Origin of the sequence: Pseudonocardia halophobica (genome assembly GCF_050948485.1) — a bacterium.
GTDB lineage: Bacteria > Actinomycetota > Actinomycetes > Mycobacteriales > Pseudonocardiaceae > Pseudonocardia > Pseudonocardia halophobica.
This window is the reverse complement of record NZ_CP192046.1, coordinates 5,111,790-5,138,022: the sequence shown is the minus strand read 5'-3', so window position 1 is coordinate 5,138,022 and position 26,233 is coordinate 5,111,790. Positions and strand designations below refer to the sequence as shown.

General features: G+C 69.6%; 24 protein-coding genes. 10 read left to right on the top strand and 14 right to left on the bottom strand.

The genetic code is table 11. The features are described 5' to 3' along the window. Window positions 1–8: 8 nt before the first annotated feature. The 3 genes from ACQP04_RS24365 (at window position 9) to ACQP04_RS24355 (ending at window position 4,219) form a co-directional block, all read left to right on the top strand. The gene (locus ACQP04_RS24365; protein ID WP_345382686.1) at window positions 9–1,112 is read left to right on the top strand and encodes an LLM class flavin-dependent oxidoreductase; all 1,104 of its coding nucleotides are present in this window, start codon (window positions 9–11) and stop codon (window positions 1,110–1,112) included. 222 nt (window positions 1,113–1,334) lie between these two features. Further along, entirely contained in the window at window positions 1,335–2,663 is a 1,329-nt protein-coding gene (locus ACQP04_RS24360; RefSeq protein WP_433502883.1) for an MFS transporter, read from the top strand. Window positions 2,664–2,665: 2 nt separating this feature from the next. Continuing rightward, entirely contained in the window at window positions 2,666–4,219 is a 1,554-nt protein-coding gene (locus ACQP04_RS24355; RefSeq protein ID WP_433502882.1) for a class I adenylate-forming enzyme family protein, read from the top strand. A 514-nt stretch (window positions 4,220–4,733) separates the two neighbouring features. Here ACQP04_RS24355 and ACQP04_RS24350 read toward each other — a convergent pair. From ACQP04_RS24350 to ACQP04_RS24340, 3 genes are all read right to left on the bottom strand, one after another. Next, entirely contained in the window at window positions 4,734–5,621 is an 888-nt protein-coding gene (locus ACQP04_RS24350) for a DUF6282 family protein (protein ID WP_433502881.1), read from the bottom strand. Window positions 5,622–5,690: 69 nt separating this feature from the next. Continuing rightward, window positions 5,691–6,443 carry an HpcH/HpaI aldolase family protein gene (locus ACQP04_RS24345; RefSeq protein ID WP_433502880.1) on the bottom strand — a complete coding sequence of 251 codons (753 nt, stop codon included), beginning with the start codon at window positions 6,441–6,443 and terminating at the stop codon, window positions 5,691–5,693. Then, window positions 6,440–7,351, bottom strand: a complete 912-nt coding sequence (locus ACQP04_RS24340; RefSeq protein ID WP_433502879.1) for a hypothetical protein — start codon at window positions 7,349–7,351, stop codon at window positions 6,440–6,442. Before ACQP04_RS24340 ends, ACQP04_RS24345 begins: the two co-directional genes overlap by 4 nt. Before the next feature lie 314 nt (window positions 7,352–7,665). Here ACQP04_RS24340 and ACQP04_RS24335 point away from each other — a divergent pair, with 314 nt between their 5' ends. Next, entirely contained in the window at window positions 7,666–8,409 is a 744-nt protein-coding gene (locus ACQP04_RS24335; RefSeq protein ID WP_433502878.1) for an IclR family transcriptional regulator, read from the top strand. Window positions 8,410–8,541: 132 nt separating this feature from the next. After that, the gene (locus ACQP04_RS24330; protein ID WP_433502877.1) at window positions 8,542–9,909 is read left to right on the top strand and encodes an MFS transporter; all 1,368 of its coding nucleotides are present in this window, start codon (window positions 8,542–8,544) and stop codon (window positions 9,907–9,909) included. Window positions 9,910–10,156: 247 nt separating this feature from the next. Here the strand turns inward: ACQP04_RS24330 and ACQP04_RS24325 are convergent, their stop codons facing one another. From ACQP04_RS24325 to ACQP04_RS24310, 4 genes are all read right to left on the bottom strand, one after another. Next, a complete protein-coding gene (locus tag ACQP04_RS24325; RefSeq protein ID WP_433502876.1) occupies window positions 10,157–11,554 on the bottom strand; it encodes an LLM class flavin-dependent oxidoreductase in 1,398 nt (465 codons plus the stop codon). 26 nt (window positions 11,555–11,580) lie between these two features. Next, window positions 11,581–12,390 carry an N-acyl homoserine lactonase family protein gene (locus ACQP04_RS24320; RefSeq protein WP_433502875.1) on the bottom strand — a complete coding sequence of 270 codons (810 nt, stop codon included), beginning with the start codon at window positions 12,388–12,390 and terminating at the stop codon, window positions 11,581–11,583. Window positions 12,391–12,683: 293 nt separating this feature from the next. Next, the gene (locus ACQP04_RS24315; protein ID WP_433502874.1) at window positions 12,684–13,505 is read right to left on the bottom strand and encodes an alpha/beta fold hydrolase; all 822 of its coding nucleotides are present in this window, start codon (window positions 13,503–13,505) and stop codon (window positions 12,684–12,686) included. Next, complete coding sequence (locus tag ACQP04_RS24310; RefSeq protein WP_433502873.1) at window positions 13,502–14,326, bottom strand: MaoC/PaaZ C-terminal domain-containing protein; 825 nt, start codon at window positions 14,324–14,326, stop codon at window positions 13,502–13,504. The genes ACQP04_RS24315 and ACQP04_RS24310 overlap by 4 nt, the downstream gene beginning before the upstream one ends. A 96-nt stretch (window positions 14,327–14,422) precedes the next feature. Between ACQP04_RS24310 and ACQP04_RS24305 the strand changes: the two genes are divergently transcribed. From ACQP04_RS24305 to ACQP04_RS24290, 4 genes are all read left to right on the top strand, one after another. Beyond that, the gene (locus ACQP04_RS24305; protein WP_433502872.1) at window positions 14,423–15,049 is read left to right on the top strand and encodes a TetR/AcrR family transcriptional regulator; all 627 of its coding nucleotides are present in this window, start codon (window positions 14,423–14,425) and stop codon (window positions 15,047–15,049) included. A gap of 101 nt (window positions 15,050–15,150) precedes the next feature. Continuing rightward, entirely contained in the window at window positions 15,151–15,684 is a 534-nt protein-coding gene (locus ACQP04_RS24300; protein WP_433502871.1) for a nuclear transport factor 2 family protein, read from the top strand. Window positions 15,685–15,724: 40 nt separating this feature from the next. Next, entirely contained in the window at window positions 15,725–16,228 is a 504-nt protein-coding gene (locus ACQP04_RS24295) for a nuclear transport factor 2 family protein (RefSeq protein ID WP_433502870.1), read from the top strand. A gap of 48 nt (window positions 16,229–16,276) precedes the next feature. Further along, the gene (locus ACQP04_RS24290; protein WP_433502869.1) at window positions 16,277–17,404 is read left to right on the top strand and encodes an NDMA-dependent alcohol dehydrogenase; all 1,128 of its coding nucleotides are present in this window, start codon (window positions 16,277–16,279) and stop codon (window positions 17,402–17,404) included. Window positions 17,405–18,065: 661 nt separating this feature from the next. Here the strand turns inward: ACQP04_RS24290 and ACQP04_RS24285 are convergent. Genes ACQP04_RS24285 through ACQP04_RS24255 form a run of 7 tightly spaced genes read right to left on the bottom strand, consistent with a single transcriptional unit; the run spans window position 18,066 to window position 25,710 of the window. Next, the gene (locus ACQP04_RS24285; RefSeq protein WP_433502868.1) at window positions 18,066–19,271 is read right to left on the bottom strand and encodes a TetR/AcrR family transcriptional regulator; all 1,206 of its coding nucleotides are present in this window, start codon (window positions 19,269–19,271) and stop codon (window positions 18,066–18,068) included. Between the two features lie 54 nt (window positions 19,272–19,325). Beyond that, window positions 19,326–20,186, bottom strand: coding sequence for an SMP-30/gluconolactonase/LRE family protein (locus tag ACQP04_RS24280; RefSeq protein ID WP_433502867.1), 861 nt, complete (start codon window positions 20,184–20,186; stop codon window positions 19,326–19,328). After that, window positions 20,183–21,772 (bottom strand): AMP-binding protein, encoded by a 1,590-nt coding sequence (locus ACQP04_RS24275; RefSeq protein WP_433502866.1) that lies wholly within the window; start codon window positions 21,770–21,772, stop codon window positions 20,183–20,185. Before ACQP04_RS24275 ends, ACQP04_RS24280 begins: the two co-directional genes overlap by 4 nt. Continuing rightward, window positions 21,769–22,806 (bottom strand): acyl-CoA dehydrogenase family protein, encoded by a 1,038-nt coding sequence (locus ACQP04_RS24270; RefSeq protein ID WP_433502865.1) that lies wholly within the window; start codon window positions 22,804–22,806, stop codon window positions 21,769–21,771. Before ACQP04_RS24270 ends, ACQP04_RS24275 begins: the two co-directional genes overlap by 4 nt. After that, complete coding sequence (locus ACQP04_RS24265) at window positions 22,799–23,944, bottom strand: acyl-CoA dehydrogenase family protein (protein WP_433502864.1); 1,146 nt, start codon at window positions 23,942–23,944, stop codon at window positions 22,799–22,801. The genes ACQP04_RS24270 and ACQP04_RS24265 overlap by 8 nt, the downstream gene beginning before the upstream one ends. Next, window positions 23,941–24,714 carry an enoyl-CoA hydratase-related protein gene (locus ACQP04_RS24260; RefSeq protein WP_433502863.1) on the bottom strand — a complete coding sequence of 258 codons (774 nt, stop codon included), beginning with the start codon at window positions 24,712–24,714 and terminating at the stop codon, window positions 23,941–23,943. The genes ACQP04_RS24265 and ACQP04_RS24260 overlap by 4 nt, the downstream gene beginning before the upstream one ends. Window positions 24,715–24,735: 21 nt before the next feature. Further along, the gene (locus tag ACQP04_RS24255; RefSeq protein ID WP_433502862.1) at window positions 24,736–25,710 is read right to left on the bottom strand and encodes an LLM class flavin-dependent oxidoreductase; all 975 of its coding nucleotides are present in this window, start codon (window positions 25,708–25,710) and stop codon (window positions 24,736–24,738) included. A gap of 161 nt (window positions 25,711–25,871) precedes the next feature. Between ACQP04_RS24255 and ACQP04_RS24250 the strand changes: the two genes are divergently transcribed. Continuing rightward, window positions 25,872–26,165: a Dabb family protein gene (locus ACQP04_RS24250; protein ID WP_433502861.1), complete on the top strand. Its 294-nt coding sequence runs from the start codon at window positions 25,872–25,874 to the stop codon at window positions 26,163–26,165. Window positions 26,166–26,233 lie beyond the last annotated feature (68 nt).

The window sequence follows — 26,233 nt, the reverse complement described above, 5'->3', positions numbered from 1 at the left end:
CAGAACAGATGGATTCCGGTCTCATCCACATCCCGTACATGCGCCCGGAGCGCACCAGCCGGCAGACCTTCGAGTGGGCGCTGGAGAACGCTCGTCAGGCGGACCAGGCCGGGCTGACAGAGTTCATGGTGGCCGAACACGCGACCCAGAAATGGGAGTGCATCCCCACCCCGGAGCTGGTCATCGCGGCGGCGGCCACGCAGACGGAGCGGATCAAGTTCGCTCCGATGGCCCATCTGCTTCCGCACCACCACCCCGCCGACTTGGCGATCCAGGTGGGCTGGTTGTCCCAGATCCTCGAGGGCCGCTACTTCCTCGGTGTGGGCGCGGGGGCGTACCCGCAGGCGTCGTACCTGCACGGCATCACCGACCTGCAGAACAACCCGAAGCGGGTCCGCGAGTCGCTCGAGATCATGGAGAAGATCTGGAAGCGCGAGCCGTTCTTCCATGAGGGCGAGTTCTGGAATGCCGGCTACCCGGAGGAGGTCGACGACGGCCTCGGCCACGACGACCACAAGCTCGCCGACTTCAGCCCCTGGGGCGGCAAGCTCGACATCGCCGTGACCGGGCTGTCGGTGAACTCGCCGTCGATCCGGTTCGCCGGCGAGCGCGGATTCATGCCGGTCTCGATCTACTCCGGGTCCTCGATCCTCAAGACCCACTGGGAGACCTACGAGAAGGCCGCACTGGAGAACGGGCACACCCCGGATCGGTCCAAGTACCACGTCTCCCAGACGGTGTTCGTGGCTGACACCGACAAGGAGGCCAAGAAGCTCGCTATGGAGGGCGGCATCGGGTACGCCTTCGAGCGGTACCTGTGGCCCATCTGGGAGCGCTTCGGCATGCTCGAGGGCTACATCAAGGACGCCGGCGCCGAGCCGGGCGACGTCGACCTCGAGTGGATCTGCGACAACGTGTGGGTCGTCGGCTCCCCGGAGACCGTGATCGACAAGCTCAACACGCTCTACGAGTTCACCGGTGGGTGGGGCACCCTGCAGGTCGAGTCCCACGACTACATGGACGACCCGTCCCCGTGGTTCCAGTCCCTGCAGCTCATCGCGCAGGAGGTCGCTCCGAAGATCCAGCTGCCCTTCAGCTCCTCGGGCCGCTGAGTACGAGTGGGCGCGGGGGGCGGGTCCAGGTCAGGCCCGCCCCCACTCGCTCCTCCCATCGCCACATCGAGTTCGACTAGATCGACACCGCCCTCCCGCTCGAGCACGCTTGACCAGGGCGAACGCCGACAAGCACGCCGGGAACAGGCCTGCGGCGTCATCGTCTTCAACCCGTCACCGACAAGCATCACCGCCTGATGGCGCCCCACAGCGGAGAACACCATGACCGAGATGGCGGCCACCAACGACGCCACATCCACGTGCCAGGTCATCGACGTGCGCGCCTCGCGGCGCGCGCTCGTCGCGGGCTCCATCGGCAACCTCGTCGAGTGGTACGAGTACGCGCTCTACGGCTACATGGCGCCCGTCATCGCCGGGCTCTTCTTCCCGACCGGCGACGGCGTGGCGGGCCTGCTGGCCACCTTCTCGCTGTTCGCCTTGGCGTTCTTCCTCAGGCCCGTCGGCGCGGCCGTGTTCGGCCGCTTCGCCGACCGAGCGGGACGTCGTCCGGTGCTCGTCCTGATCATCACCCTGATGTCCGGGGCTACGGCGTTGATCGGGGTCCTGCCCACCTACACGACGATCGGCGTCTGGGCGCCGCTGCTGCTCACCGTGCTGCGGGTGGTGCAGGGACTCGCGGCAGGCGGCGAGTTCGGTGGTGCGGTGTCGCTGATGGCCGAGTACGCACCGCCAGGCCGACGTGGGCTCTACGGCTCGTGGTCGTTCTTCACCACGGTGATCGGGTTCGTGTTCGGCGCCGGGATGGCGACCGTGCTGATCGCCGTCCTCCCCGACGACGCCCTAACCTCCTGGGGCTGGCGCATCGGCTTCCTCGTCGCCGCTCCGATGGGACTCATCGCGCTCTACCTGCGGATGCGGGTCGACGAGACACCGTCGTTCCGCGCCGCGACTGCCGCGTCACCCATCACGCCGACGCCTGCGACAGAGGCCGCGCGAGAACCGGGGCTACTGCGGCAGGTGTTGGCCACGGTCGGGATCGTCGTCGTCTACTCCTGCACCGGATACACGTTCATGGTGTTGATGCCGACCTACCTGTCCAAGACCCTGGGGATGTCGCTGGAGCAGTCCTACGTGCTCACCCTGATCAACGGCACGGTCGCGGGTCTGGTCGTCCCCTTCGCGGGTGCGTGGTCGGACCGCGTCGGCCGTCGCGCCGTGATGCTCGTCGGCACCGTCGGCACCCTGGTGCTGTCCTACCCGCTGTTCCTCATGCTCCGCGGCGGCTTCGGTGCCGCTCTGGTCGCCCTCGTCGTGGCCGGTGTGCTCATCGGCCTGGTCGGCGGACCGCTACCGGCGCTGCTGTCCGAGCGGTTCCCGACGCGCACGCGGGTCACCGGAGTCTCCTTGGCCTACGCGCTGTCGGTGGCGCTGTTCGGCGGAACGGCCCCGTTCATCATCACCGCGATCGTCTCAGCGACGGGCAACTCGCTGGCCGCGGCCTGGTACACGATCGCCTGCAGCCTCGTCACGCTCGCGACCCTGCTGGCACTGCGGCAAACCGCGGCCCACCGAGAGGCCCTCCGGGACTGAGAATGGCCGGACACGACGTCAGCTCGGACCGCACCCTGCACGGGTTGCTCGACCAGTGGGCGGTCCTGCGGCCCAGAGAGCCCGCCCTGGTCCACCTCCGCGACCCTGCTGGACCCGCGAAGCCGGGCACGGTGACCTGGGAGCGCCTCGCCACCGATGTCCACGATCTTCGGCGCGGGCTTGCGGGGATCGGCGTGCAGGACGGGCGGAGCGTGGTGTTGGCCCTGCCCAACAGCCCGCTGACGGTGGCGTTGTGGTTGGCGATCCCGGCCAACGGCGCAGTCGTGCAGGTGATCGACCCGGACTCCGGGCTGCTCGCCGTCGAGAGGGCTCTCCGGGCGACCGGGCCGGTCGCCGTCGTCGCGGCTATGTCCAATGCCGGCCTCGTCGCCGACGCCATCGCCCGGGCAGGGGTGTCGACGCGGCTACTGGTCCCGACCGACGAGGAGCTGTGGACCACCGCCTGTCCCACCGACCTCGGCCCGGCGGGCAGCGAGCTCCCCTCCGCCACGCCCGACCTCGTCGCGGGGCTGCTGCCGACCTCCGGCACCAGCGGCGCCCCGAAGCTGGTGCAACTCACCCACCGCAACTACGTCATGTCCGCCGAACGCCTCGCACGCAACGGCGGCTACCTGAGCACCGACCGGCACTATCTCTGCTCGCCGTTCTTCCACACCAACGCACAGCTCTACCTGTGCGCCCCGCCCTTCGTCACGGGCGGCTCGATCGCGATCGTGCCCCGCTTCAGCGCGAGCACCTGGTTCGACGCCGCCCGTCGCACCGGCGCCACGATCGCCTCGATGGTCGCCCCGCCCATGCGGATGGCGCTGCACCGCGCCGTCGGCTCGGGACAACCGGTCGACCCGGGTCCGCTCCGTGCCGTCCACTACGGAATGACCTTGAGCAGCGCGGACTGGCAGGAGTGGGACCGGCTGGTCCCGGGGATCCACACGCGCCAGATCTACGGACAGACCGAGTCCGTGACCGGCGTCCTCGGCGGGTCGCCGTGGGAACTTGATGACCGCGCAACGATCGGTCGCCCGTTCCTCGGCGTCGACGGCCTCCGCCTGGTCCGCGACGACGGTTCCGACGCCTCCGACGGCGAGCCGGGGGAGCTGTGGGTCCGCGGGAGACCGGGCAACACGCTCATGCTCGGCTACCTCGACGCTTCCGATGCCACCGCTGCGACCCTCGTCGACGGCGAATGGCTGCGGACGGGCGACATCATGGTCCGGCACCCGAACGGCCGCTTCGAGTTCCGCGGCCGCGGCATGCACATCATCCGGCGGGGCGGCGAGAACCTGTCGACGTACGCGCTGGAGATCGACCTGCAGGCGTGTCCGCTGGTGCACGACGTCGCCGTAGCAGCCCGTCCGGACGAGACCCTCGACGCCGTCGTGGTCGCCCACGTGATCCCGGCTGCTGGCTACGAGGAGCGGGCCTTCCGCTCCTGGTGCTGCGAGCACCTCGGCCGCCGTGGAGTCCCCGACGAGATCCGAGAGCACACGTCGTTCCCCAGGACCGGCAGCGGTCGTGTGATCGTGCGAGACCTGTGAACCACGTCCGCTGGAGGGTCACGAGGCCACGCTTCTTCGCGCTCGTCCGAGCCGACGGCGTGACACTACTGATGACACGAGATCCCGTTCAGAGGTGCTGACCTAGGGGTTACAGGGGAATCAGGCGGGAGCGTTTCCGCTGGTAGGAGGCCTGAGAGGGAGGTAGTGCGCTCTTTACACCCGAGCGGTTGCAAGTTCGATCCCTGCCGCGCCCACCCAGTTCAGCACGGCAGAGCTGTTCAGTTCTGTCACGACACGCCAGTGTCATGACACCAGTTGTGACACCACCTCCTTCGATCGCGCTCCAGTGTGCGGCAGACGCCAGGTGCGGTTGAGTCACGACACGCCGAGCGTCGGCGTGCCGCAGCTGGCCGCACTTCTCAGACCGGGGTGAACATCGCCGGCTTAGGACGGGCGGGACTGACCGCGTGCGCGGCACCGCTGAAATAGGACGTCCGTACGGTGCCGGGGACCGACACCCTCCGGCGTGCGGCCGATTTGGCAGCTGCCCTGCTTAGTCGGTAAGCGACAGCAGTTCGCGCGGGTTGTCGTGCACGATGCGGCGGAGGTCCTTCTCGGGCAGACCGAGGTCGAGGAGGGCTTCGGCGACTCGGCGGAAGGCGTCGACCGGGCGGGGGAATCCGGCCTGACCGAGGTCAGACCCAATCAGGGTGTTCTCGGGGCCGAGTGCGGTGATCCAGTTCATCAGCTGCTCGACGGGCCAGCGCATCTTCGCGCCCGGGTCGTACATGTGGAGTTCGTGTTCGATCAGCGCGCCGTGCTCGATGTAGCTGGAGCACTGTCGGGGATCGGCTCCGATGACGAAGTCGGGATGGGAGACGACGAACTTGCGGACCCCGCGCTCGCGTGCGGCGGCGAAGCAGGCGCTGATGTCGTCGGGGTGCAGGTGTCCACCGTTGAGGACGGCGTCGTGTTCGGCGATCAGGTCGAAGATCGGCTCGAGCTCGGGGACGACCGTGCCGTCGCGAACGACCTCGATGCGCTGGGCGGTCAGCTTCACGGTCGGGGTGGGGAAGCCGAGGTTTTCGGCGTGGCAGTCGATGTGCCGGCCTGAGGACACGGTGGGCAGGTAGACGACCTTGCCGCCCAGGCCGAGGCAGAGCTGGACCTGGGCGAGGTTCAGGCCGCCGACGGTGGAGTTGAGCGCGACTGCGCCGATGACCTCGGTCGGGATGTCGGCCAGCAGGGGGCGCTGGGCGAGCACGTCCATCTGGGTGTTGTGGTGGTGGCACTTGGCGACCATCGCGCGCATCCGGAGTCGTTCCCAGCCGTCGCGGGCGCCGCCGGCGTGGTCGAACTCGCGTGGCATCGGGGAGGGCCCGGAGTGGCAGTGCATGTCGACGAGCCCGTCGAGGACCTGGTCGATCGCTTCTGTGGTCATGGTCGTTCCTTGTCCGATCTCGCCGGTGGCCGGCGGTTGAGAGGTCTTCAAGGTGCCGTGGATGTCTGGTCAGCGGCCGCTGGCGTCGGCCACGAGGGTGCGTGCGGCCTGGCCGAGCATCGAGGCGTCGTTGGAGATCATCACGAAGTCGTGGTGGGCGGCGAGCTCGCGCGCCGCCGCTGCGGTGCCGACGGCGGTGCCGAGCGGGAGCACCAGTTCCTTCGCGGCGCTGGCCACGTCGTCGAGCAGGGCGGCGAACTCGGGCGAGCCAGCGGCGAGCCCGGTGGCCACGGCGAGGTCGGCGGGCCCGACGAAGAGTGCGGCGAGCCCGTCGACTGCGCCGATCTCGCGCACGGCGTCGATGGCTTCCCGGCTTTCCAGCTGGGGAACAACGGCGGTCTCGTTGTCGGAGGCGCGGTATCCGGGCACGTCGGCGCCCCAGGCGCCGGCGCGGACGGTGGGGCCGTAGCCGCGGGTGCCGTGCGGCGGGAATCGGCCGGCGGAGACGACGGCCCGGGCGTCGGTCGCGGTGTCGACGTGGGGGACGAGCACTCCTGCGGCCCCGGAGTCGAGGACCCGGGAGATCGTCGACGGCGTTCGGTCCGGCACGCGGACCAGGGCCGGCAGCCCGCAGCCGTGCGCCGCGCCGAGCAAGTGGTGCACGGTGAGCACGTCGAGCGGGGAGTGCTCCATGTCCACGACGAGGAAGTCGAAGCCGGCGTGGGCCAGCAGCTCGACGCTGTCGACGGTGGGCAGTTTGACCCAGGTGCCGAGTGCTGTTCGGTGGAGCGAGGCGAGTAGCTCGCGGAACGAGGTGGTCATGACTGCTCCGGCACGGGGTACTCGGCGGCGTTGATCACCCAGCCGGGCTTGGCGGAGAAGTCGTGCCGGGGCGGGCAGAAGATGTCGATGAGTTGGTTGCGGACCTGGCCGACGGACTGGCTGGTGTGCACGGACGGTGGCGGGATGATTGCGACCGACGGGCTGGCGACGTGCACGTGTTCGTCCTCGCGCCAGTCGGCCATGTCCGGGGTCCACGGGTTGCGGATGTGGTGCACGTACTGGCCGTCGACGGCAAGCGAGCACTGCTCGAAGTCGTCGTGGTGGTGCGGGGAGAGCTTGGCGGGGTCGCGCGGGCCGAAGTCGGGGTCGAACAGGTTCACCATGAAGGTGCTGCACCGGAACAGCCGACCGAAGCGGCCCTGCTCATAGGGGTGCGCGGCGACCGGGTAGACGCGCAGCGCCGGTCCGTCGACGGGAGCCGGCCAGGGTGCGAACGCGGCGACGTTGGGGTGCGGCTCGACGTAGTCGGCGTGGTTGCGGCAGCGGGCCAGTAACTCGGGCGAGGCCGCGGAGAACAGCCGCACGACCGCGGTGTCCGTGGTGACCTCGACGCGGCTGTCCCCGGCCGGGACCACGACCATGGCGGCCCCCTGCACGGCGGCCTCGTCGCTGGCGGCGGTGAGTTTGGCGACGGCACTGTCGTGCGGGAAAAGCACCACGTACTCGTCCGGCTGGCCGCCGCGCTGCAGGGCCTCCCCGGCCCGAGCGTGGGTGTAGGCCAACGCGAAGTTCTGCCCCCGCACCCACCAGGTGCGGCTGCCCTGATCGCTGATCTCGTCCGGTGCCAGCGCGGTGAAGTCGACGTACTGCGCGGGCGCGTTCGGCTCCGCGGCGCGCACCGGCGACGCGCTCAGCTGGCTGCGGGGGTCGTCTGGGCCATAGGCCATGGCAGGCTCCTCGGTACTCGAGGCCGATCACGATGTCCGAGACGTCGGCCGCCCCGGAGGGCATCACCGCCGCTATCGTTCACATCGTGCGACTCAAAGTTCGCTTCGTGAACAATGCCAGCGTGACACACGCTCGCCAACCACGGCAACCAGGCGAGGCCGGGGTGTGAGATGCACTTCTCCGGCGTAGGGCTTGCCAGTGAACAACCCGAGTCCCTACCGTATGACGAACTCACGGTTCACATGACGAACGGATGGCGATGACGGAGTCGGCAGCCAGGCGCGCGGATGCGTCGCAGGGAGACATCCAGGCCGTGACGCGCGCAAGTCAGATCCTCGGGCTGTTCCGCCCGGACCGTCCGACGCTGACGGTGGCGGACGCCGCCGCCGCGTTGGGTCTGAATCGCACCACGACCCACCGCTACTTCGCCTCGCTGGTGTCGGCAGGACTGCTGGAGCGTAGCCGCGACGGGTCGGCCTTCGTGCCCGGTGGGCTGCTCGTCCAGCTCGGGGCTTTCTCGCTGGGCAGGCGCGCCGTTGTCGAGCTGGCCCCTCCGCACCTGGTGGGCCTGGCCCGCACGACCGGGCTGTCCTCGGCCCTGAGCCTGTGGGGGGCGAGCGGACCTGTTGTCGCCCGGGTCGAGGAGGACAACAGCAATCCCGTGGTCGTGTCGGTGCGGGTCGGCCACCAACTCCCGGTCGACTCGGCCCAGTGTCAGGTCTTCCTGGCGTTCATGGCCGACCAGCTGCGGGCCGACCGGCTGGTGGCCTCCGTGGCCGGCGCGGGGCGGCGGGCCCTGGTCGAGGGGGTGGAGCGCGCCCGGGAGACGGGTCTGGCGTCCACCCACATCCTGGACTCGGACATCACCGCCGTCGGGGCGCCCGTCTTCGACGAGTCAGGGATCTGCGCGACCATCGCCGTGATCGGCACCGCACGCACCCTGCCCGTCGAGACACCCGGCCCCGCGTGGCGCGACCTCGCCGGTACCGCCTACGAGCTAAGCAAGGAGCTCGGGGGCGAACACCACTTCCCGCAGGACTTCACCGACCTGCTCTGACCGCACACTGATGGCCCCGGTCCCGGCTTCAAAGGCCCGGGTCGCGGCCACGCCCGACGGCCGTCGGCCGCTCGGTTCCCGCGCGCAGCGTTGCCGCTACTCGGAAACGCTCGGTCCACTCCGGAGACACCCATGACCGAGATCGCCCACATCCCGAACCTGAATCCACCGGCTGCCGACACGGACGACTCCGCCAACCGTCGCCGTGCCCTGGTCGGCGGCATCGTCGGCTACTTCGTCGACCAGTTCGACATCTACCTGCCCGTGATCGTGCTCGCGCCCGCCATGAGCTTCTTCGTGCCGAAGAACCCCGACGCAGGCACGGCCGCGATCATCGCCGCCTTCGTCTTCACGGCCACGCTCATCGGTCGACCGATCGGGGCCGCGATCTTCGGGGTGATCGCGGACCGCACCGGCCGCCGCAAGGCGACGATCATCGCCATCGTCGGGATCGCGGTCACGACGCTGCTCATCGGGCTGCTGCCGGGGTATGCCAGTGTCGGGCTCTGGGGCATCGGCCTGCTGATCCTGCTGCGCCTGGTGGACGGGGTGTTCCTGGGAGGTGAGTACACCGCGGCGATCCCCCTCGCCATGGAGTGGACACCGAAACGCCGGCGCGGCCTGGCCAGCGGACTGATCACGATGACCTCTCCCGGGGCGCTGTGCCTGATCTCCGCGCTCACCCTCCTGCTGCTGCAGATCTTCCCCGCCGGCGCGGGGGACTCGCCCTATGCCGTGTGGGGCTGGCGGATCCCGTTCTTCATCGGGGCCGGGCTCGCGGTCGCCTTCCTCGTCTACTTCGTCCGCCAGGTTCCCGAGTCCCAGGCGTGGGAGAACGCAGAACCCGCGGCCAAGCGCGTGTCCCCGCTGCGCCAACTGTTCACCGGCACCAACCGGCGCAGCCTGCTCCAGGTCTTCGTTCTCATGACCGGGATCTGGATCGCCCTGAACATCTCCGCCTCGGTCCTTCCCGGCCTCACCTCCAAGGTCGCCGGCCTCACCCCGACCCAGCTGACCGTCGCCCTGATCATCGCCTCCGCCGCCAGCGCCGTGACCTACCCACTGGCCGGGCTGCTGAGCCAGCGCATCGGTCGGCGACCCTTCTACATCGGAGTGGGACTACTCGTCGCCGTCGTCGGTGCCGGTGCCTCCGCACTGCTCGCGGCGGCCATCGCGCCCGGCTTCGGCCTGGCCGTCCTGTTGCTGACCGTGGCCTTCGTGGTGGGGATCCTCGCCTTCGGCCCCATCGCCGCCTACATGACGGAACGATTCCCCGCCGCGCTGCGATCCACCGGATACGGCATCGGCTACAGTCTCGCCCTGGTGATCCCCGCGTTCTACGCCTACTACCTAGTGGGCCTCGGCGACCTGTTCAGCCCTACCTACGCCTCGGCGATCCTGATGGCGATCGGCGGACTGCTCATCGCAGTCGGCGCGCTCCTCGGCCCGGAGACCCGAGACGTCGACATGGGCGCCACCGCGTCCCCCTGCCAGCACTGAGATTCGTCCAGGTGCCTGGGCGCCCACCTCGTTCTTCTCCGGGTGTCGAACCCGCCTCTGTTCCCAAGCAGGCTGGTCGCAAAGCCTTGAGCCGATGCGAAGGCCAAGACCCAAAACCGCCATCGCTGCTGACAGTCTGAAGACGCCCCGCTCCCGGGGCAGGTTAAGGCCTGGCTCCGGGCGGGCGGGGCCCGCCCGGAACAGCGACCACATACGGTCCTTCGGCTGCAGGTGTGCCGGCTAGCGATCAGGTTTGCGCTACCGCCTTCGGTGCGACGTCGAGGTTGACGGTGCTTGTGGGCAGTTCAGGCGAGCCACCGCACTCACGGCGTAGCACGGGCATGATCTCCTCGGCGAAGTAGCCCATCTGGGCCTCGATCTCGTCGCCGTGGAAGCCGCCGAGCTCGAACCAGGCGTTGAACATGAAGTCGTCGTAGCCGCAGTGCTCCTTGATCTCCATGATCGAGTCGATCACGTACTGCTTCGACCCATGGATGGCCACCTTCTTCTCGCGGAGCAGGTCGGCGGTGACCTTCATGTTCAGGTCGTAGAACGGTTCGTCGGCCTCGGCCAGTACAGCGGCGAAGCCGAACGGTCCGTAGTAGTCCCATTGCAGCTCCATGGCCCGCGCGGCTCGGTCCAGGTCCCCGAGTCCCTTCTCGGCAACGTGGATGTACCGGCACGTAACGACTCCGCGATGCTTCTCCGCGTCCCAGCCTCGCTTGAACTGGCCACGATCCTGGCGGTCGGGCCACCCGGCTGCCTCGGCGGCCTCGTAGTACAGGTCGATGTTCTTGCGGAGTCGGGAGTTGGGTTCGACGATGAAGTAGCCGTTGATACCGCGCTCGGCCGCCCACTTGACCGATCGGGGGCTGGTCAACGGCTCCCACATTTGTGGATACGGCTTTTGCAACGGCTGCGGATACACGGAGAACTCGAGGAGCTTCGTGGTGGTCGCCTGCACCGGGTTGCCCCCGGAGTACATGTCCGGCGCGCCGACCTTGAGCACCTCGTCGAGCTCACGACCGACGCCCTTCTGGCTGAAGTAGGCCAGGGTCTGCTTGTGGTTCCACTTCGTGTACGACGGCGGGAGCGACATGAACTCGCCGTGGTGCGAGAACGAGTCCTGGGTCCAAGCCTTGAGGATGATCTCGTAGGCTTCCTCGTAGTAGGCGCGGTTGCGTTCCTGGTCCTGGATGGTGGAGCCATAGGGCCAGCCGAACGTTTCGTTCTCGCGCGGCTGGTAGCCGCGGCCGATGCCGAATTCGAGTCGGCCACCGCTGATCACGTCGAGCATGGCGGCTTGCTCGGCGATCCGGATCGGATGCCACCAGGTGATGATGTTCGCCGCCTGCGCCAGCCTGATCCTCTTGGTCCGCGCGGCGATCGCAGCCTCGCCGAGCAGCGGATTCGGGCTGAGCTCGGCGCCCTCGGGCTGGAAGTGGTGCTCGGTCTGGAACCAGTAGTCGAAACCCAGCTGGTCGGCGAGGACGCCCTGCCGGACCTGGTTGACGATGGTGCGCTGGGCCGACTCGTGCGTGGCGGGTAGGTCGCCGTCGTTGACGACCACGCCCGTGCCGTTCCACGGCACTTCCTTCGCAGGCAGGTCGGATGCCCCGTTGTGGAATACCCCGATCTCGATCACCGGATTCTCCTTGTCGGTCGGCGCCGCTAGGCGTAGGTGTAGCCCTCGTCGAACCGGATCGTCTTCAGCTCCTTACGCCCGTTGAAGTGTTGAATCCCTGTTTCGTCGTGCCCGGGGAACAGCCAGGCGTCGGTCTCGCGTGCCATCTGGCCAAGCGAGGCCAGCGAGGAGCGCCATTTCTCGATGTCCCAGTAGATCTGGGGTTCACCGGTGGGCTCGACGTAGTTCTCGTGGTGGTAGAGCGCATCGGAGGTCAGCAGCACAGTGCCGGTGGTCTCCAGGTTCACTTCCATGGCCATCTGGCCCGGGGTGTGGCCCGGCAAGTGAACCAGGCGCACCCCGTCGGCGAGCTCTGTCGAGCCTCCCGAGATCAGGGTCGGCTTCTTGTTGCCGAGGAAGGCCCAGTCCACGCGGGCGAAAAAGTCCTTGTCCGTATCCAGGCCCATGACGTGGGCATACTCGTCCTCGTGCACGACGATCTCGGCGCCGGCGTCCTCGAACAGACGCAGGCCGCCGGCATGGTCGGTGTGCAGGTGCCCCTGAACGACGAAGCGGAAGTCATCCGCTCCCAGGCCCAGCTGCTTGAGCCGCAGCTCCAGGCACGCCTCAGGCGTGACGGCGCCGAGATCCACCACCTGCTGCCACTCGGCGAGCCACTCGTCCGAGCACCGTGCGGACAGGCCGGTCTCCCAGAGAATCCGTCCCTGCGGAGTCTCGACGATGTAGGCGATGGCCGGGCACTGATAGGTCGTCCCGGCATGTTCCGCCTTGTTGACCAGCAGGGACTTGTCGAGCCCCATGAACCCGAGGTTGACGCCGCGAAGCGTGACGCTCATGGCTGCCTCCCGATGTGGTCGGTGTGGTGGCCGATCCGGCTCGAAGCAACTGACAGCTGTGAGCAGCATCATAGGGGCCTGCCCGCTGAGGGTGGATGGCTCGTCGGCCCGAAGATCATGCGCTGAGCTACTTCTCGAAGAGAGCATCTGACTGATCGGCCGCGAAGCGGCGGCGGAAGCCGACCGAGCAACCCAACCCGCCGACCGCTGATCAGGGTCATGTCATTCAGAGGCTCTGTGAGGTTACGAGGCCGTGTTGGGCGGGGGCATCGGCGGTTATGCCGCCACCTCGCTCATGCCGCCACCTCGTTCCCGAGCTCGGCGAGCCAGCCCGCGAGCACGCCGTCGAAGCCCTCGATCTCCTCCATCGGATAGTGCCCGATCCCGTCGAGCACCGTGCACCGCGCGCCGGGGATCAGCGCGGCCGCCGCGGCCGTGCCGGCGGCCGGGACCCACAGGTCGTCCGCGCCGACGACCAGGTGCGCCGGGCAGGTCACCCCGCCGAGGCGCTCGCGCAGGTCGTGCGTGGTCCAGCCGATCAGGTCCGAGTTCGAGATCGCCGGGTCCTCGCGGCGGTGCATGGTCGCGATCAGCTCGGCCCGCTCGGCCGGCACCGACCGCCCGACGACGGCGAGCGTCCCCAGGTAGGTCCGGTCCGTCCGGCTCGGGGCGGCGACGTCGGCCAGCTCGCGGCGCAGCCCCCGCTCCGAGGGCGTGCCGCCGGTCCAGGCGTTCGCCGCCATCGCCACCACGCCCGCGAGCCGGTCCGACGCGCGCGCGGCCAGGTCCAGCGTGATCTTCCCGCCGATCGAGCAGCCGACGACGTACGGGCGCGCCAGCCCCAGCGCGTCGATCAGCTCGAGGCACCAGGCGGCGTAGTCGCCCAGGTCGGTCACCGGGCCGCCGGGCGCGGGCTCCGACCGGCCGTGGCCGGGCAGGTCCGGCACGACGACCCGGAAGCCGCGGGCGGCGAGCGCCGGCGCGACGTGGCGCCACTGCACCCCGCTCTGCCCCGCGGTGTGCAGGCAGAGCACGGGCGTGCCGGCTGCGTCCTGCCCGCCCGCCCCGTGCTCCTCGACGAACGCCAGCGCGCCGCCGATCCCGATGTACCTCATGCGATCCCCCGGGCCGCGTCGACGATCAGGTGCAGGGCCCTCGTCAGGCGCAGGTACTCGTAGCCGTTGCCCCGCATCCCGAACCGGCCGGACATGGCGAAGCGGGTGAACTCGTTGGCCGGGGCGGTGACCAGCTCGGTCCAGGTGAGCTCGTCGGTCTCGACGGTGAACGTGGGGCCCAGCGCCGCGCGGGAGGCCACCTCGATGACCTTGCCGCGGTAGACCCGCAGGCAGACCTCGTGCTCGCCGGCGCGCAGCCCGACCGCCCCGTCCCAGGTGGCCAGCGACTCGGCGAACTCCGGCGCCAGCCCGGCGACGAGCGCCTCGCCCCACGCGACGGTGCCGAAGGCGCGGCCGACCGGATCGGGGCCCGGGCCCGCGGCGTCGACCAGCGCGGCGGTGGTGCCTTCCTGCACGGTGCGGCCCTGCTCGTCGACCAGCCGCATGTGCCGGGTGACCACGCCGCGGTCGCCCTTGCGGGTGCGCCGGCAGCGCACGACCGTCATCTCCAGGTGCACCGTGTCGCCGACGCGCAGCGGGAGCCGGTAGCTCCAGTGCGTGTCGAGCAGCCCGCGGATCGCCGAGCCGTGCAGACCGAGGGACTGCAGCAGGCCCATCGCGACGGCCAGGCCGAACGGGCCCTGCAGGATGCCGTCCGGGCCCGTGTGCAGCGGGTGGTCGTCGCCGGAGAGCCGGGTGAACTCCGCGAGGTCGGTGGCCGTGACGGTCCGGGGCGCACTCGTGAAGCGCTCCCCGACCGTGAACTCCTCGAACCGGCGGCCGGTCTTCGACAAATCCTTCGCCGCCCCGTCGGGGAACACGTGCACCTCCTCGACGAACGATCGTTCTTGCCGCCGGCACCCAAGCATCGCGGCGGTGTAGTGGTCAAGGCCACAGCTCAGCTAACGTGCCTTCACATGAACGGCCGTTCCCCGACCATCCTCGTCGCCGACACGGGGCGCCGGAACGAGGCCGCGATCCTCAACGCCGCACTGGCCGCGTTCGGGGAGCAAGGCTTCAACGGGGCATCCATGCGAGACATCGCCCGGCTTGCCGCCACAAGTCTGTCCAACCTGTACAACTACTTCCCGTCGAAGTCACACCTGCTCGCCGAGGTGCTGCGCCACGCCAACGCCGAGCTCTTCCGGCGGGTCATCACGGCCACGGCCGACGCCGGTGATGAGGCGGCGCCACGGCTGCGGGAAGCCGTCCGTGCCTACGTCGGGTTCGTGGTCGATCATCAGCTGGCGATGCTGGTCTCCGCCACGGAGATCCGCTACTTGCAGGGACCGCAGCGCGAGCGGCTCGTCGAGGCCCGCGACGCCACGCAGGCGATCTTCGAACGGATCATCGCCGACGGCACGGGGAATGGCGAGTTCCGCACCCCCTACCCAGAAGACGCCGCCCGCAGCATCCTCTCGCTCTGCGCGGCGATCTCCATGTGGTACCGACCCGACGGCCCCCTGTCCCGCGGCCAGCTCGCCGAACAACACGCGCGCTACGCCCTCGCGATGGTCGAGGCCCCCCTCCCGCGTCACGACTGACTGCTCGTCCGCGCTCGCGCCTCCCACCTCTTGTCATCCCGGTCACACCGACCTACCATCCGCGCTACCACATCACGAACGTTCGTTCCTGAGAGGTCGCAATGACGCAGACCACGGAAACCGCGCTCGTTGACCGCATCCAGCGGCTCGAGGATCTCGAAGCCATCCGCAACCGGTGGTACGACTACCTCTTCGCCCTGGACTCGGCGGACTGGCCGGCGCTCGCCGACGTCTTCACCGAGGACGCCACCCTCGAGATGGTGGGTCTGGACGCCGTCCAGCCCGGCTCCGACCGCTCCTACCACGGGCGGCAGTCCATCATCGACGAGTTCTACAAGCCCGTGATCGAGGCCAACTGCGCGCCCGAGCGCGGCCAGTACTACACCGGGCATCACGGCACGAACATGAAGATCGACCTCGACGGCGACACGGCGACCACGCTCGCCTACTTCTTCGAGATTCTCGGCAACTCCTCGGTCCTGATCGGGACCTACCAGCACCGGTTCGTCCGCCAAGCCGATGCCTGGCGCTTCGCCTTCCTGCGCATCGCCATTCGCTACGGCGCCACCGTCCAGGTCTCCGACCTCAACGGCCTGTCCCTGCAAGAGGTCCGGGGCATGCTCATTCCGAGCTGAACCGCGCCACCAGAGATCGCGACCAGGAGAAGGAGCCGGCATGACCGTCACCGATCAGACCAACAAGATGAGTGTCGAGGAGCGCCTGCAACGCCTCGAGGACGTCAACGAGATCCAGCGTCTGAAGTCCGCCTACACACTCGCCTGCGACGACAACTACAACCCCGACGCGATCTGCGCACTGTTCACCGACGACGGCCTCTGGTCGATGAACGTGTTCGGTCACCACCAGGGCAAGAACGAGATCCACGCGTTCTTCAGCTCGGTCAGCAACCAGATCGTCTGGTCCCTCCACACCGCCGCGACCCCGAGCGTCGTCATCTCCGAGGACGGGACGACCGCCTCCGGCACCTGGTACCTCGTCTGCCCGTGCACGCTGACCCGAGGAGGCGACCCCGACCAGAAGGACGCCGTCCTGATCACCGGGAGCTACACGGACGCGTTCCGCAAGGTCGACGGCCGGTGGTACTTCACCGAGATCACTGCACGGATCCATCAGATCTCGGACTGGGACAAGGGGTGGGTCCGCCAGCCATTCCGCTAGATCAACAGAGACATCGGTAGAGACTGCGCTCGTTCCGGAGGACCCATCATGTTGACCAAGGGCGCTATCGCCTGGGAAGTCAAGAAGCCCTACGTCATCGAAGAGATCGACATCGGTGAGCCCAAGTTCGGCGAGGTTCGCGTTCGCCTCGTCGGCTCCGGGCTGTGCCACTCCGATCTCCACATCGCCGACGGCGACCTGCCCGTGGCGTTCTTCCCCGTGCTCGGCGGTCACGAGGGTGCCGGCGTCGTGGACAAGGTCGGCGAGGGGGTGACCGACGTGGTCGAGGGAGACCACGTCGTCCTCGCCTTCATCCCGTCCTGCGGCAAGTGCCACTACTGCACCACGGGCCGGCAGAACCTCTGCGACCTCGGCGCCCATCTGCTCGACGGCCAGTCGATCTCCGACGGCTCCTACCGGGTCCACGTGAAGGGCAAGCCAGTGGTGCCCTGCTGCGCGCTGGGCACGTTCGCCCCCTACGTGACCGTCCATCAGGCCTCCGTTGTGCGCATCGAGAAGGACCTGCCACTGGATAAGGCGGCCCTCGTCGGCTGCGGCGTCACCACCGGTTGGGGGTCTGCCGTGCACGTCGCCGACACCCGCCCCGGCGAGACCGTGGTGGTGGTCGGCACGGGAGGTGTCGGGATCAACGCAGTCCAGGGCGCGGCCGCGGCGGGTGCCCGCCGCGTCATCGCCGTGGACCCCAGTCCGTTCAAGCGCGAGCAGGCCCAGATGTTCGGCGCCTCGTACACCTTCCCGAACCTCGCCGCAGCGCTCGAGCCGGTGCGCGAACTGACCAGGGGCCGGATGGCCGACAAGGTCATCATCACCGTCGGTCAGATCGCCGGCGAGCACATCACCGAAGGAGTGGAGATCCTGGGCAAGGGCGGCACCATGGCCGTCACCAGCATGGGCGCGGGCGACTACTCCGACGTCAAGCTCAAGCTGTACGAGATTGCCCTTCTGCAGAAGTCGATCAAGGGGGGCATCTTCGGCGGCACCAGCCCCCGCACCGAGATCCCCTGGCTCCTCGACATGTACCGCGAGGGCAAGCTCAAGCTCGACGAGCTGGTCACTAGCACCTACGACCTCGAACAGGTCAACCAGGGCTACGAGGACCTTGTCGCCGACAAGAACATCCGTGGGATGATCCTCTACTCCGACAAGGATTGGTGACCAGCCACTGAAATCCCACGACCTCATCGCAATCATCGGAGAGGCGTAGCACGACGCCCCGGGCAACATTCGGTTGCCGGGGGCGTTTCGCTACTGCCGCGAAGCCTCACCCTGCACCATCCCGGGTACGACGCAACGAGGGCATCCGCGATGTTGGTGAGAGAATGATGAAAGTGCACGGGAGGGTTGACCCCATGACACCACTCATGACACGAAATTTCGTTGCAGGGCGCTGCCGGAGGGGTTCAAGAGGAATCTCGCGCCAGCGTTGTTACTGGTAGGCGCGAGAGGCACATTCCACGCGCTTTACACTCGATAGGTCGCAGGGTTAATCCCTGCCGCGCCCACCCAGTTCAGCACGGCAGTCGTGTTCTGTTCTGTCACGACACGCCGGGTGTCGTGACCCCAGTTGTGACCCCAACCCCTTCCGACGCGCTTCAAGGGTGCGGTCTTGCCGAGGTGAAGCTGTGCCACGACACGCCATCGGACGCGGCGCGGTTGCTCGCAGGGCACAGAACCTTGACCAGGGAGAAGCCACGTTCTCCGATGTGGTGTGTGTGCGCGACGCTGCTCACGGCCGAGAACGCCTCATACGACACAGGTGCCGTCGCGGCCGGCTGCGGAAAGCAGAAGGGGGCGAAGGCGTGCACGAACGCCATCGCTAACGGTGCGGTCGATCGGTACGGGGGAGGCCGAGTGCGGCGAGGGCCGCGCCCGACAGCTCGTGTGCCACCGTCGGGTACCGCCTGAAGTGAGGGATCCGCGCACAGTCGTCGACGATCGTCTTGGCGGTCTTGACCAGCGTCGCGGCGTCGGCATCGGGGAGGTCGGGGCGGGCGACGGTGAGCCAGCGTTGCCATTCCGCTACGTAGTCGGCCTGAATGCGATCGACGCGCTCGCGCGCGGCGTCGGGCAGGTAGAGCCGTTCGGTGAGCCAGACGGCGAGTAGGTCGGTCGCGTCGAGTGCGACGCGGACGTAGCCCTCGACGAGCAGGCCGAGGACCGCGTCGTCCGGGCCGGGGGTGCGCAGGGCGCGGGTCATCTCCAGTGCCAGCCACTCGTGCAGCCGGGTGACCGCGGCGACCAGGATGTCGGCCTTGGTGTCGAAGTACCGGTAGAGCGCCGGTCCGACGACGCCGACCCGGCCGCCGATGTCGTCGATGCCGACGCCGGCGAAACCTTTGGCGCGGAACTCCCGCGCGGCCGCATCGATGAGCTGCTCGCGACGGGCGAGCGGCGCGCGGTCAGCGACCTGCGGCGGCCCGCCCGCGGCGGCCGCCGCGGGGGCGTCGATCACCCGCCTGCTTGCCAGAGCGAGCTCCTGGGCCAGGCGGGGGCTGGGGAGCGGGCTGTCATAGAACCCGGCTCCGGAGATGATGCTGACGATCACCCAGCTGCGGAGGTCGGCGACCTCGCCGCCCAGCTCGCTGCGCCTGGCGGCCAGGAGGAGCTCGCCCAGCTGCTCTGCGATCCACTGTGTCCGGCTCCGGACCAACCGGAAGTCCTCGGTGTCGAGGTGGCGAGCCTCGCGCTGCCACAGCAGGGAGAGCCGGCGGCTGTCCAAGGCGGCCTCGGTGAGCGCGGTGAGGGTGGCGTCGAGGTCGCGTTGCTCGGGCGGCTGCGCGACCAGCGTCGTGATCGTGTCGACGACGTGCTGCTGGTCCTCGAGCACAACGTGCGAGAGCAGGGCCTGTTTGTTGGCGTAATGGCGGTAGAGGGCCCGCGCGGTGATGCCGCTCGCCTCGGCGATGTCGTCCATGCGGACGGCGTGGAAGCCACGGACGCTGAACAGCTCACCGGCGTTGCGGGCGATCTCGGCTCGCCGGTTGCGAGGTCGGGACCGCGGCGGCGCACTCGCTGCGTCCATGCCATGGTCTCCTCTCGCCGTAACGATCCTAGCGAGGGAGACCATGGCCCGGCCTCAGGTGGGCGCGCCCGTCCGCCCGACCGACGCGGTGGCGATGGCCCCCTTCGACTGCCCCCGCACGAACTCCTCGAGCGTGGTGGCGTTGCAGCTCATGTAGAGCGTGCCGAGGTCCTCGCCGCCGAACGCGCACGCGACGGCCTGCGCCCCGGTCACGGGCACCTTGTCGGTGAGCTCGCCGCCGTCCACCACACGGTAGAAGCCGGCGCCGTCGCCGGTGGTGAGGGCGTTGCCGAACCACACGCCGCCGTCCGCATCGAGGGCGATGCCGTCCGGCATGAACGCCTCCGGGAGCTGCGCCCAGACGCGCGGGCTCGACAGATTCCCGTCGGGTCCGCGGTCGTAGGCGGTGATCCGGTGGAGGAAGGTCTCCGCCAGCAGAAGGCGCCCGTCGGGCGTGAGCGCCATTCCGTTGGGGAACAGGACCTCCCCGTCGACGCGGTGGACGGTGCCCTGCGGATCGATGTGCGCCAACGCCGTCGGCTTCGGCTCCTCGGTCCCGACGGCGAACCCGAAGTTGCCGACGTAGGCGTGCCCGTCCGGGGCCACCAGCATGTCGTTGCCGGGGCCGCCGGCGAGGGCACTGAAGTCGGCGTAGGTGCTCAGCGTGCCGGCTGGGTCGATCCGCTGGACCGTCGCGTCCGCCTGGGACACCACGAGGACGGTGCCGTCGGGCAGGAACCCGAGGCCCGACGGGGCCCCCGGGACCTCGGCGACGGTGGCGGCGGTCCCGTCGGGGCCGAACCTCAGCACCGTCTCGGCGAAGAAGTCGCTGGCCCACAGCGCGCCGTCGTGCCAGCGCAGGCCTTCGAGGAACCGGTGTCCGGTGGCGAACTCGGTCAGGGTGTGCAGCCTCATCGCGTCACTCCAAGTGTCGTGTGCTCACGTGCCAGCTCACGGAGCCGAAATTTCTGGATCTTGCCGCTGGCGTTGCGGGGCAGGTCGTCGAGCAGGATCAGGCGCTCGGGGAGCTTCTGGCGGGCCATCCGCCGCGCGGTCAGCCACTCGACGAGCTCGGGCAGGGCCACCTCGCAGCCGCCCTCGGGGACCACGACGGCGCAGACCCGTTCGCCGAGCACCGGGTCGGGGGAGGACACGACGGCGACGTCGGCGACCGCGGGGTGCTCGAAGAGGTGGTCCTCGATCTCCTTGGCGCTGATGTTCTCGCCGCCGCGGATGATGATGTCCTTCTGCCGCCCGATGATCTCGACGTAGCCCTCCGCGTCGATGCGGGCGAGGTCGCCGGTGCGCAGCCATCCGTCGTCGGTGAAGGCCGCGTCGTTGAGTGAGGCGTCGAGGTAGCCCAGGAACAGCTCCGGCCCGCGCACCTGGAGTTCGCCGTCGGGGGCGAGCCGGACCTCGGCGGGGCCGATCGGCCTGCCGTCCGTCTGCGCCCGCTTCTCGACGGGGTCGGTGGCGTTGCAGGCCGTCGCGGTGGGGTATTCGGTGGACCCGTAGCCGCGGCTGACCGTGCAGCCGAGCGCCGTGGTCGCGGCCCGGACCAGCTTTGGCGGCACGTCGGCGCCACCGCAGGCGAAGACGCGCAGCGACCTCACGTCCCGCTCTGAGAGCGACGGGTGGTGCACCAGCCCGTGGAGGAAGGGCGTGGCCGCCACCGTGAAGGTGCACCGGTGTTCCTCGATCAGCTCCAGCGCCCGGCCCGGCTCCCACACGTCGAGCAGGACGACGGTGCTGCCCAGCATGAAGGGCAGCTGCAGTCCGTAGAGGACACCGATGATGTGCCCGACCGGGGACGGCATGAACACGACGTCGGAGGCGGAGAGGCCGAAGAAGTCGATGATGCTGCGGTTCTCGTGGTCGAGGGTGTCGTGGCTGTGCAGCGCGCCCTTGGGGGCCGAGGTGGTGCCGGAGGTGTAGAGCAGCAGGGCGATGTCGCCCGACGTCCGCGGGGCGTCGATCGGCCCGTCCGTGCCCTCGGCGAGCAGGTCCTCGAACCCCAGCCGGTCGGAGTCGGCACCGACCACCACGACGGTCTCCATCGCGGGGACGTCGGCGCGGATCTCGTCGAGCATGGCCGGGTAGTCGAAGTTGCGGAACAGGTGCGGGACCACCGCCACCTTGGACGCGGCCTGACGGAGGATGAACGCCGTCTCCTTGTGCCGGTAGATCGGGATGATCGGGTTGCTGACCGCGCCGAGCCGGATCGCGGCGAGGTGCACGACGATCGCCTCGGCCCAGTTCGGGAGCAGCCAGGACACGACGTCCCCGGGGCCGACCCCGCGTCCCCGCAGCGCGGAGGCGAACCGGTTCACCGCGCCGTCGAGCTCGCCGTAGGTCCAGGAGCGCCCGCGGTCGACGACCGCCACCGCCTCCGGGGTCCGGGCGGCGGCCGCGGCCAGGTAGCCGTCGAGCAGGTTGCCTGCCCAGTACCCCGCCTCGACGTTCCGCCGGGCGTGCTCGCCCTCGAGCCTGGTCGCCTTCACGTCTGCCTCCCCGGATCCAGGAGTGCGGCGCCGATCCGGTGCCGCAGCTCTGTCTCGTCGCCGTACCAGGCGCGCAGCGCCAGGGCGCGGCGGTAGTACCAGCTCACGTCGGTCTCGGTGGTGAAGCCCATGCCGCCGTGCAGCTGGATGGCGTCCTCGCAGACGCGGAGCGCGACATCCGCCGCGTGGGCCTTCGCCGTCGACGCCAGCAGGTCCAGCTGGGCCCTCGGTGCATCGTCGGCGTCGGCGAGGGCGGCCAAGCAGAGGTTGTGCAGCCCCGTAGCGCGCGCGGACATGTCGGCGGCGAGGTGCTTGACGGCCTGGAAGCCGCCGATCGGTCGGCCGAACTGCTCGCGCTGCCCGACGTACTCCACCGTGCGCTCGAGGGCGCCCTGCGCGAGGCCGCTGAGCTCGCAGGCGAGCAGGAGCCGGGCCCAGGCGCGGATCCGGCCGACGAGGTCGCCGTCCGCGAGCACCGTGCGGGCGGTCGCGCCGTCGAACGAGACGCGGGCGAAGGCGGTTCCGGGATCGGCGCTGTCGACGGACTCGATGCGCACGCCCGGAGCGGCCGGGGCGACCAGGCACACCGCCTCACCGGCGACGACGACGAGCACGCCCGCCTGGGCGGCGAAGCGCACGGCGTCGACGGTGCCGGTGAGCTGCGCGCCGTTCAGCGCGACCGAGCCGAGGTCCCAGTCGTCCGTGACGCCGGGGTCGACGAGCGCGGGCGGTGTCCCCGCGGGGTCCGGGTCGAGGCCCTCGAGCAACGCCGGGAGCAGGCTGTTCTCCAGCAGCGGCCCGACGACGAGGTGCCGCCCGTACTCCAGGAACACGCGGCCGAGATCGGCCGGCGAGGCCCCGATCCCGCCCCGGCCCTCGGACACGGCCAGGGAGTACCAGCCCAGCTCGGCGAGCTCCGCTGCGAGGCCCGCGTCCCAGCCCCCGCTGTCGAGGAGCTTGCGGCGCCGGTCGCCCGCGTAGGAGCGGGTGAGGTAGTCGTCCACCGCGAACGCGAGGTCGTCATGCTCAGCCACGGGGCAGCCCCAGGAGTCGTTCGGCCACGATGGTGCGTTGGATCTGGGCGGAGCCGCCGTAGATGGAGGCGGCGCGCGAGTACAGGTGGTCGTGGGCCCAGCGCTCGGAGTGCAGGCCCGCGGGCCGTGAGCCGGACACGGCACGCAGCGGGCCCAGCAGGGCCGCGATCTCGGCGAACACGGCCTGCTCCACGTCGTTGAGCACGAGCTTGTCGACGGAGTCGAGCGGCGTCGGTCCCGCGTCAGCGACGAGCCGGGCGGTGGTCTGCCGGGTCTGGGCGTCGAGGACTCGCATGGCGACGTGTGCCCGGCCGATCGCGGCCCGGGCCCGGTCACCGAGGGCGCCGTGCGCGCGGAGCTCGTCGACGGCGTCGTCCAGGGCGACCTCCAGCTCCACCCGACGACGCAGCGTGGCGGCCCCGCGCTCGCTGCCCAGGGTGTGCGTGGCAATCGCCCAGCCCTCGTTCTCCGCGCCGAGCAGGTTCCGCCGCGGCACCCGGACCTCGTCGAAGAAGACCTCGCAGAACTCCCGGTCGCCGGTCATCTGCCGGATCGGCCGGGCCGTGATCCCAGGGCTCGCCATGTCGACGAGCAGGTAGCTGATACCCGCCTGCTTGCGCACGGTCGGGTCGGTGCGGACCAGGAGTGCACACCACTGCGCCTCGTGCGCCCAGCTGGTCCAGATCTTCTGGCCGGTGACCACGTAGTCGTCACTGTCGAGGACCGCGCGGGTCCGCAACGACGCGAGATCGGACCCGGCGTCGGGCTCGGAGAAGCCCTGGCACCAGATGTCGTCCCCGGAGAGCAGGCGGGGGAGCAGCTCGCGGCGCTGCCGGTCCGTGCCGTAGCGGTCGATCGACGGTCCGACGACCTCCAGGCCGATCAGCCCGATGGGCTGCGGCGCCCGGGCCCGCACGAGCTCCTCGACGAACACGAGCTGGTGGGCGTGCGTGAGGCCACCGCCGCCCGCCTCGGGCGACCAGGCGAGGCCGAGCCACCCGGCGTCGAACAGGGTCTTCTGCCAGCGGCGCAGCACGGCGAACCGCTCGTCGAGGTCCAAGGGGACCTCGGGGGGCTCGACCTCCGCGAGCCACGACCGGGCGCGGGCCCGGAAGTCCTCCAGCGACTCCACGGTCACCGTCCCGTGTAGACCGGCTCGCGCCGCTCGAGGAACGCGTTGACGGCCTCCTTGGAGTCCTCGTAGCCCGAGAGCTCGCGGGTCTTGCCCTGCTCGTACTCGTACCCGGTCTTGAGGTCGCGGTACTCGATGCCGTTGAGGCTGCGCTTCGCGAGCCGGAGCGTGACCGGACTGTGCCGGGCGATCGACCGTGCCAGCTCACGGGCCCTCTCGAGCAGCTGCGCCTCCGGGACGATCTCGACGATGCCGCCGTAGGGCAGCAGCTGCTCGGCGGGGTAGAGGTCGCCGGTGTAGTGCATCAGCCGCACCACCCCCTGCGGCACCAGCCGCGAGAGGTGCTTCGCGCCGCCCAGCACCCCGACGTTGACCTCGGGGGTGGCGAACCGGGCCCCCTCGGCCGCGACGACGAGGTCGCACGAGGCCGCGATCGCCAGGCCGGACCCTACGGCGACGCCGTGGACCGCGGCGATGACCGGGTAGGGCGAGTCGTATATCGCCCAGAACGCCTCCCGGGCCCGCTGCAGCTGCTCCGGGGCGTTGTCCGGGTCGAGGGTTTGGAACTCGGCGAGGTCGTTGCCCGCGCAGAAGTGCTTGCCCCGCCCGGCGAGCACCACGACCCGGGCCTCCGGGAGGTAGCGCTCCACATCGCGGAAGAAGGTGCGGATCTCGCTGTAGAGCTGCTGGTCGGTCGCGTTGACCGGCGGTCGGTTCAACCACACTGTCGCGATCGGGCCGTCCTGCTGCCACTCGATCAAGTGCAGGTCGCTCATCGTCGTCGGGTTCTCCTTCGGTCAGCGGTGGTAGGCGGCGGCGAACGCCTCGAGCTCGCGGGGGATGTCGCTGCCCGCGGGCTGGAAGTGGACCCAGTCGCACCCGGCCTTCTCGAGCTCGGCGAACCGGTCCCGCCACTGGTCGCGGGTCAGCGCGAGGCCGGCCGCGGTCATCACGTCACCAGTTACGAACGGCCGGTCGATGTCGTTGACCCCGACCACGTGCCGGTCGTGCAGCGCGATGTGGCGGACGTTCTCGGGGATGTGGTCGTAGGCGGCGGCCCACGCGTGGCCGCCCTCGCCGAGCAGTTCGTCGATCACCCCGTGCTCGACGGCCCAGTGCAGGAACAGGCCGGCGCCGTGGCCCGCGGCGTCGATCACGCGCTCGGAACCCGGGTCCTCGCCGTCGTCGAGCACGGTGCCGATGAGCATCATCATCTGCGGTCCGAAGTCCGGCTCGGGCGCGGTGATCCGGAACAGCTCGGCGCCGAGGTCCTTCGCGACCCGGGTGCCCTTCGGACCCTCGCCGGCGACGCCCCAGGACACCGAGATCGGCAGCGCCGGGCCGAAGCGCTCGTCGGGCTGGATGAGCTGCATGATCGCGCCCTCCCACTCGACCTGCTCCCCGCGCAGCAGCGCCCGCACGACCTCGGTGTAGTGCTCGACCTGCGCCCATGGCACCGGCGGCCTGCCCATGGCCAGGCGGCCGGTGAATCCGCTCCCGACCCCGATCAGCACGCGGTCCGGCCCGGCCGTGTGCACCAGCGTCGTGATCGCCGACGCGGTCACCATCGGGTGTCGCAGGCTCGGGATAAGCACCCCCGGTCCCAGCACGATCCGGTCGGTCCGCTCCGCCGCCTGGTTCAGGATCATCCAGACATCCGGGTACAGCGCGGGCGAGTCGTAGCACAGCGCCCTCTCGTAGCCGAGCTCCTCCGCGATGCGGATGTGCTCCGGCGTCTGCAGCGACGTGGCGAACGAGCATCCCAGCTTCATTGTCGGGTCTCCCGGTCGAAGGTGTCGGGAGCTGCAAGGTAGGGGCGACGCTTCGGGGTTGTCAATCGCTGATAACTAGTTGAGGAGTATGAGTTGCAGGTCAAGGACCGTCGATGGCAATAATGTCTATCACTGCTAACTGACTCGACCCGGAGGTCGACATGCTCGTGCACTGTCTCACGCTCAGGTTCACGGAGTCGGCGAGCGCGGCGGACGTCGAGGCGTTCCGAGACGCGATCGCCCGGCTGCCGAGCCAGGTGGACTTCCACCTCCGCACCCGGCAGGGCCCCGACCTGGGGGAGCGTGCGACGAACGCCGACTACGCCGTCATCAGTGAGTTCGCGAACGCCGAGGACTTCCGGCGGTACCTCGTCCACCCGGCCCACCTCGCGGTCCCCCGGGACCACGTCGAGTCCGCACACAGCGTCCAGTTCCTCGTCGCGGAAACGGACTGACGGGCGACGGGGGCCTTCATTCGTGTGGACCCGACTGTGCCCGAAGCGGGCGGCGATGCCCCCGACGG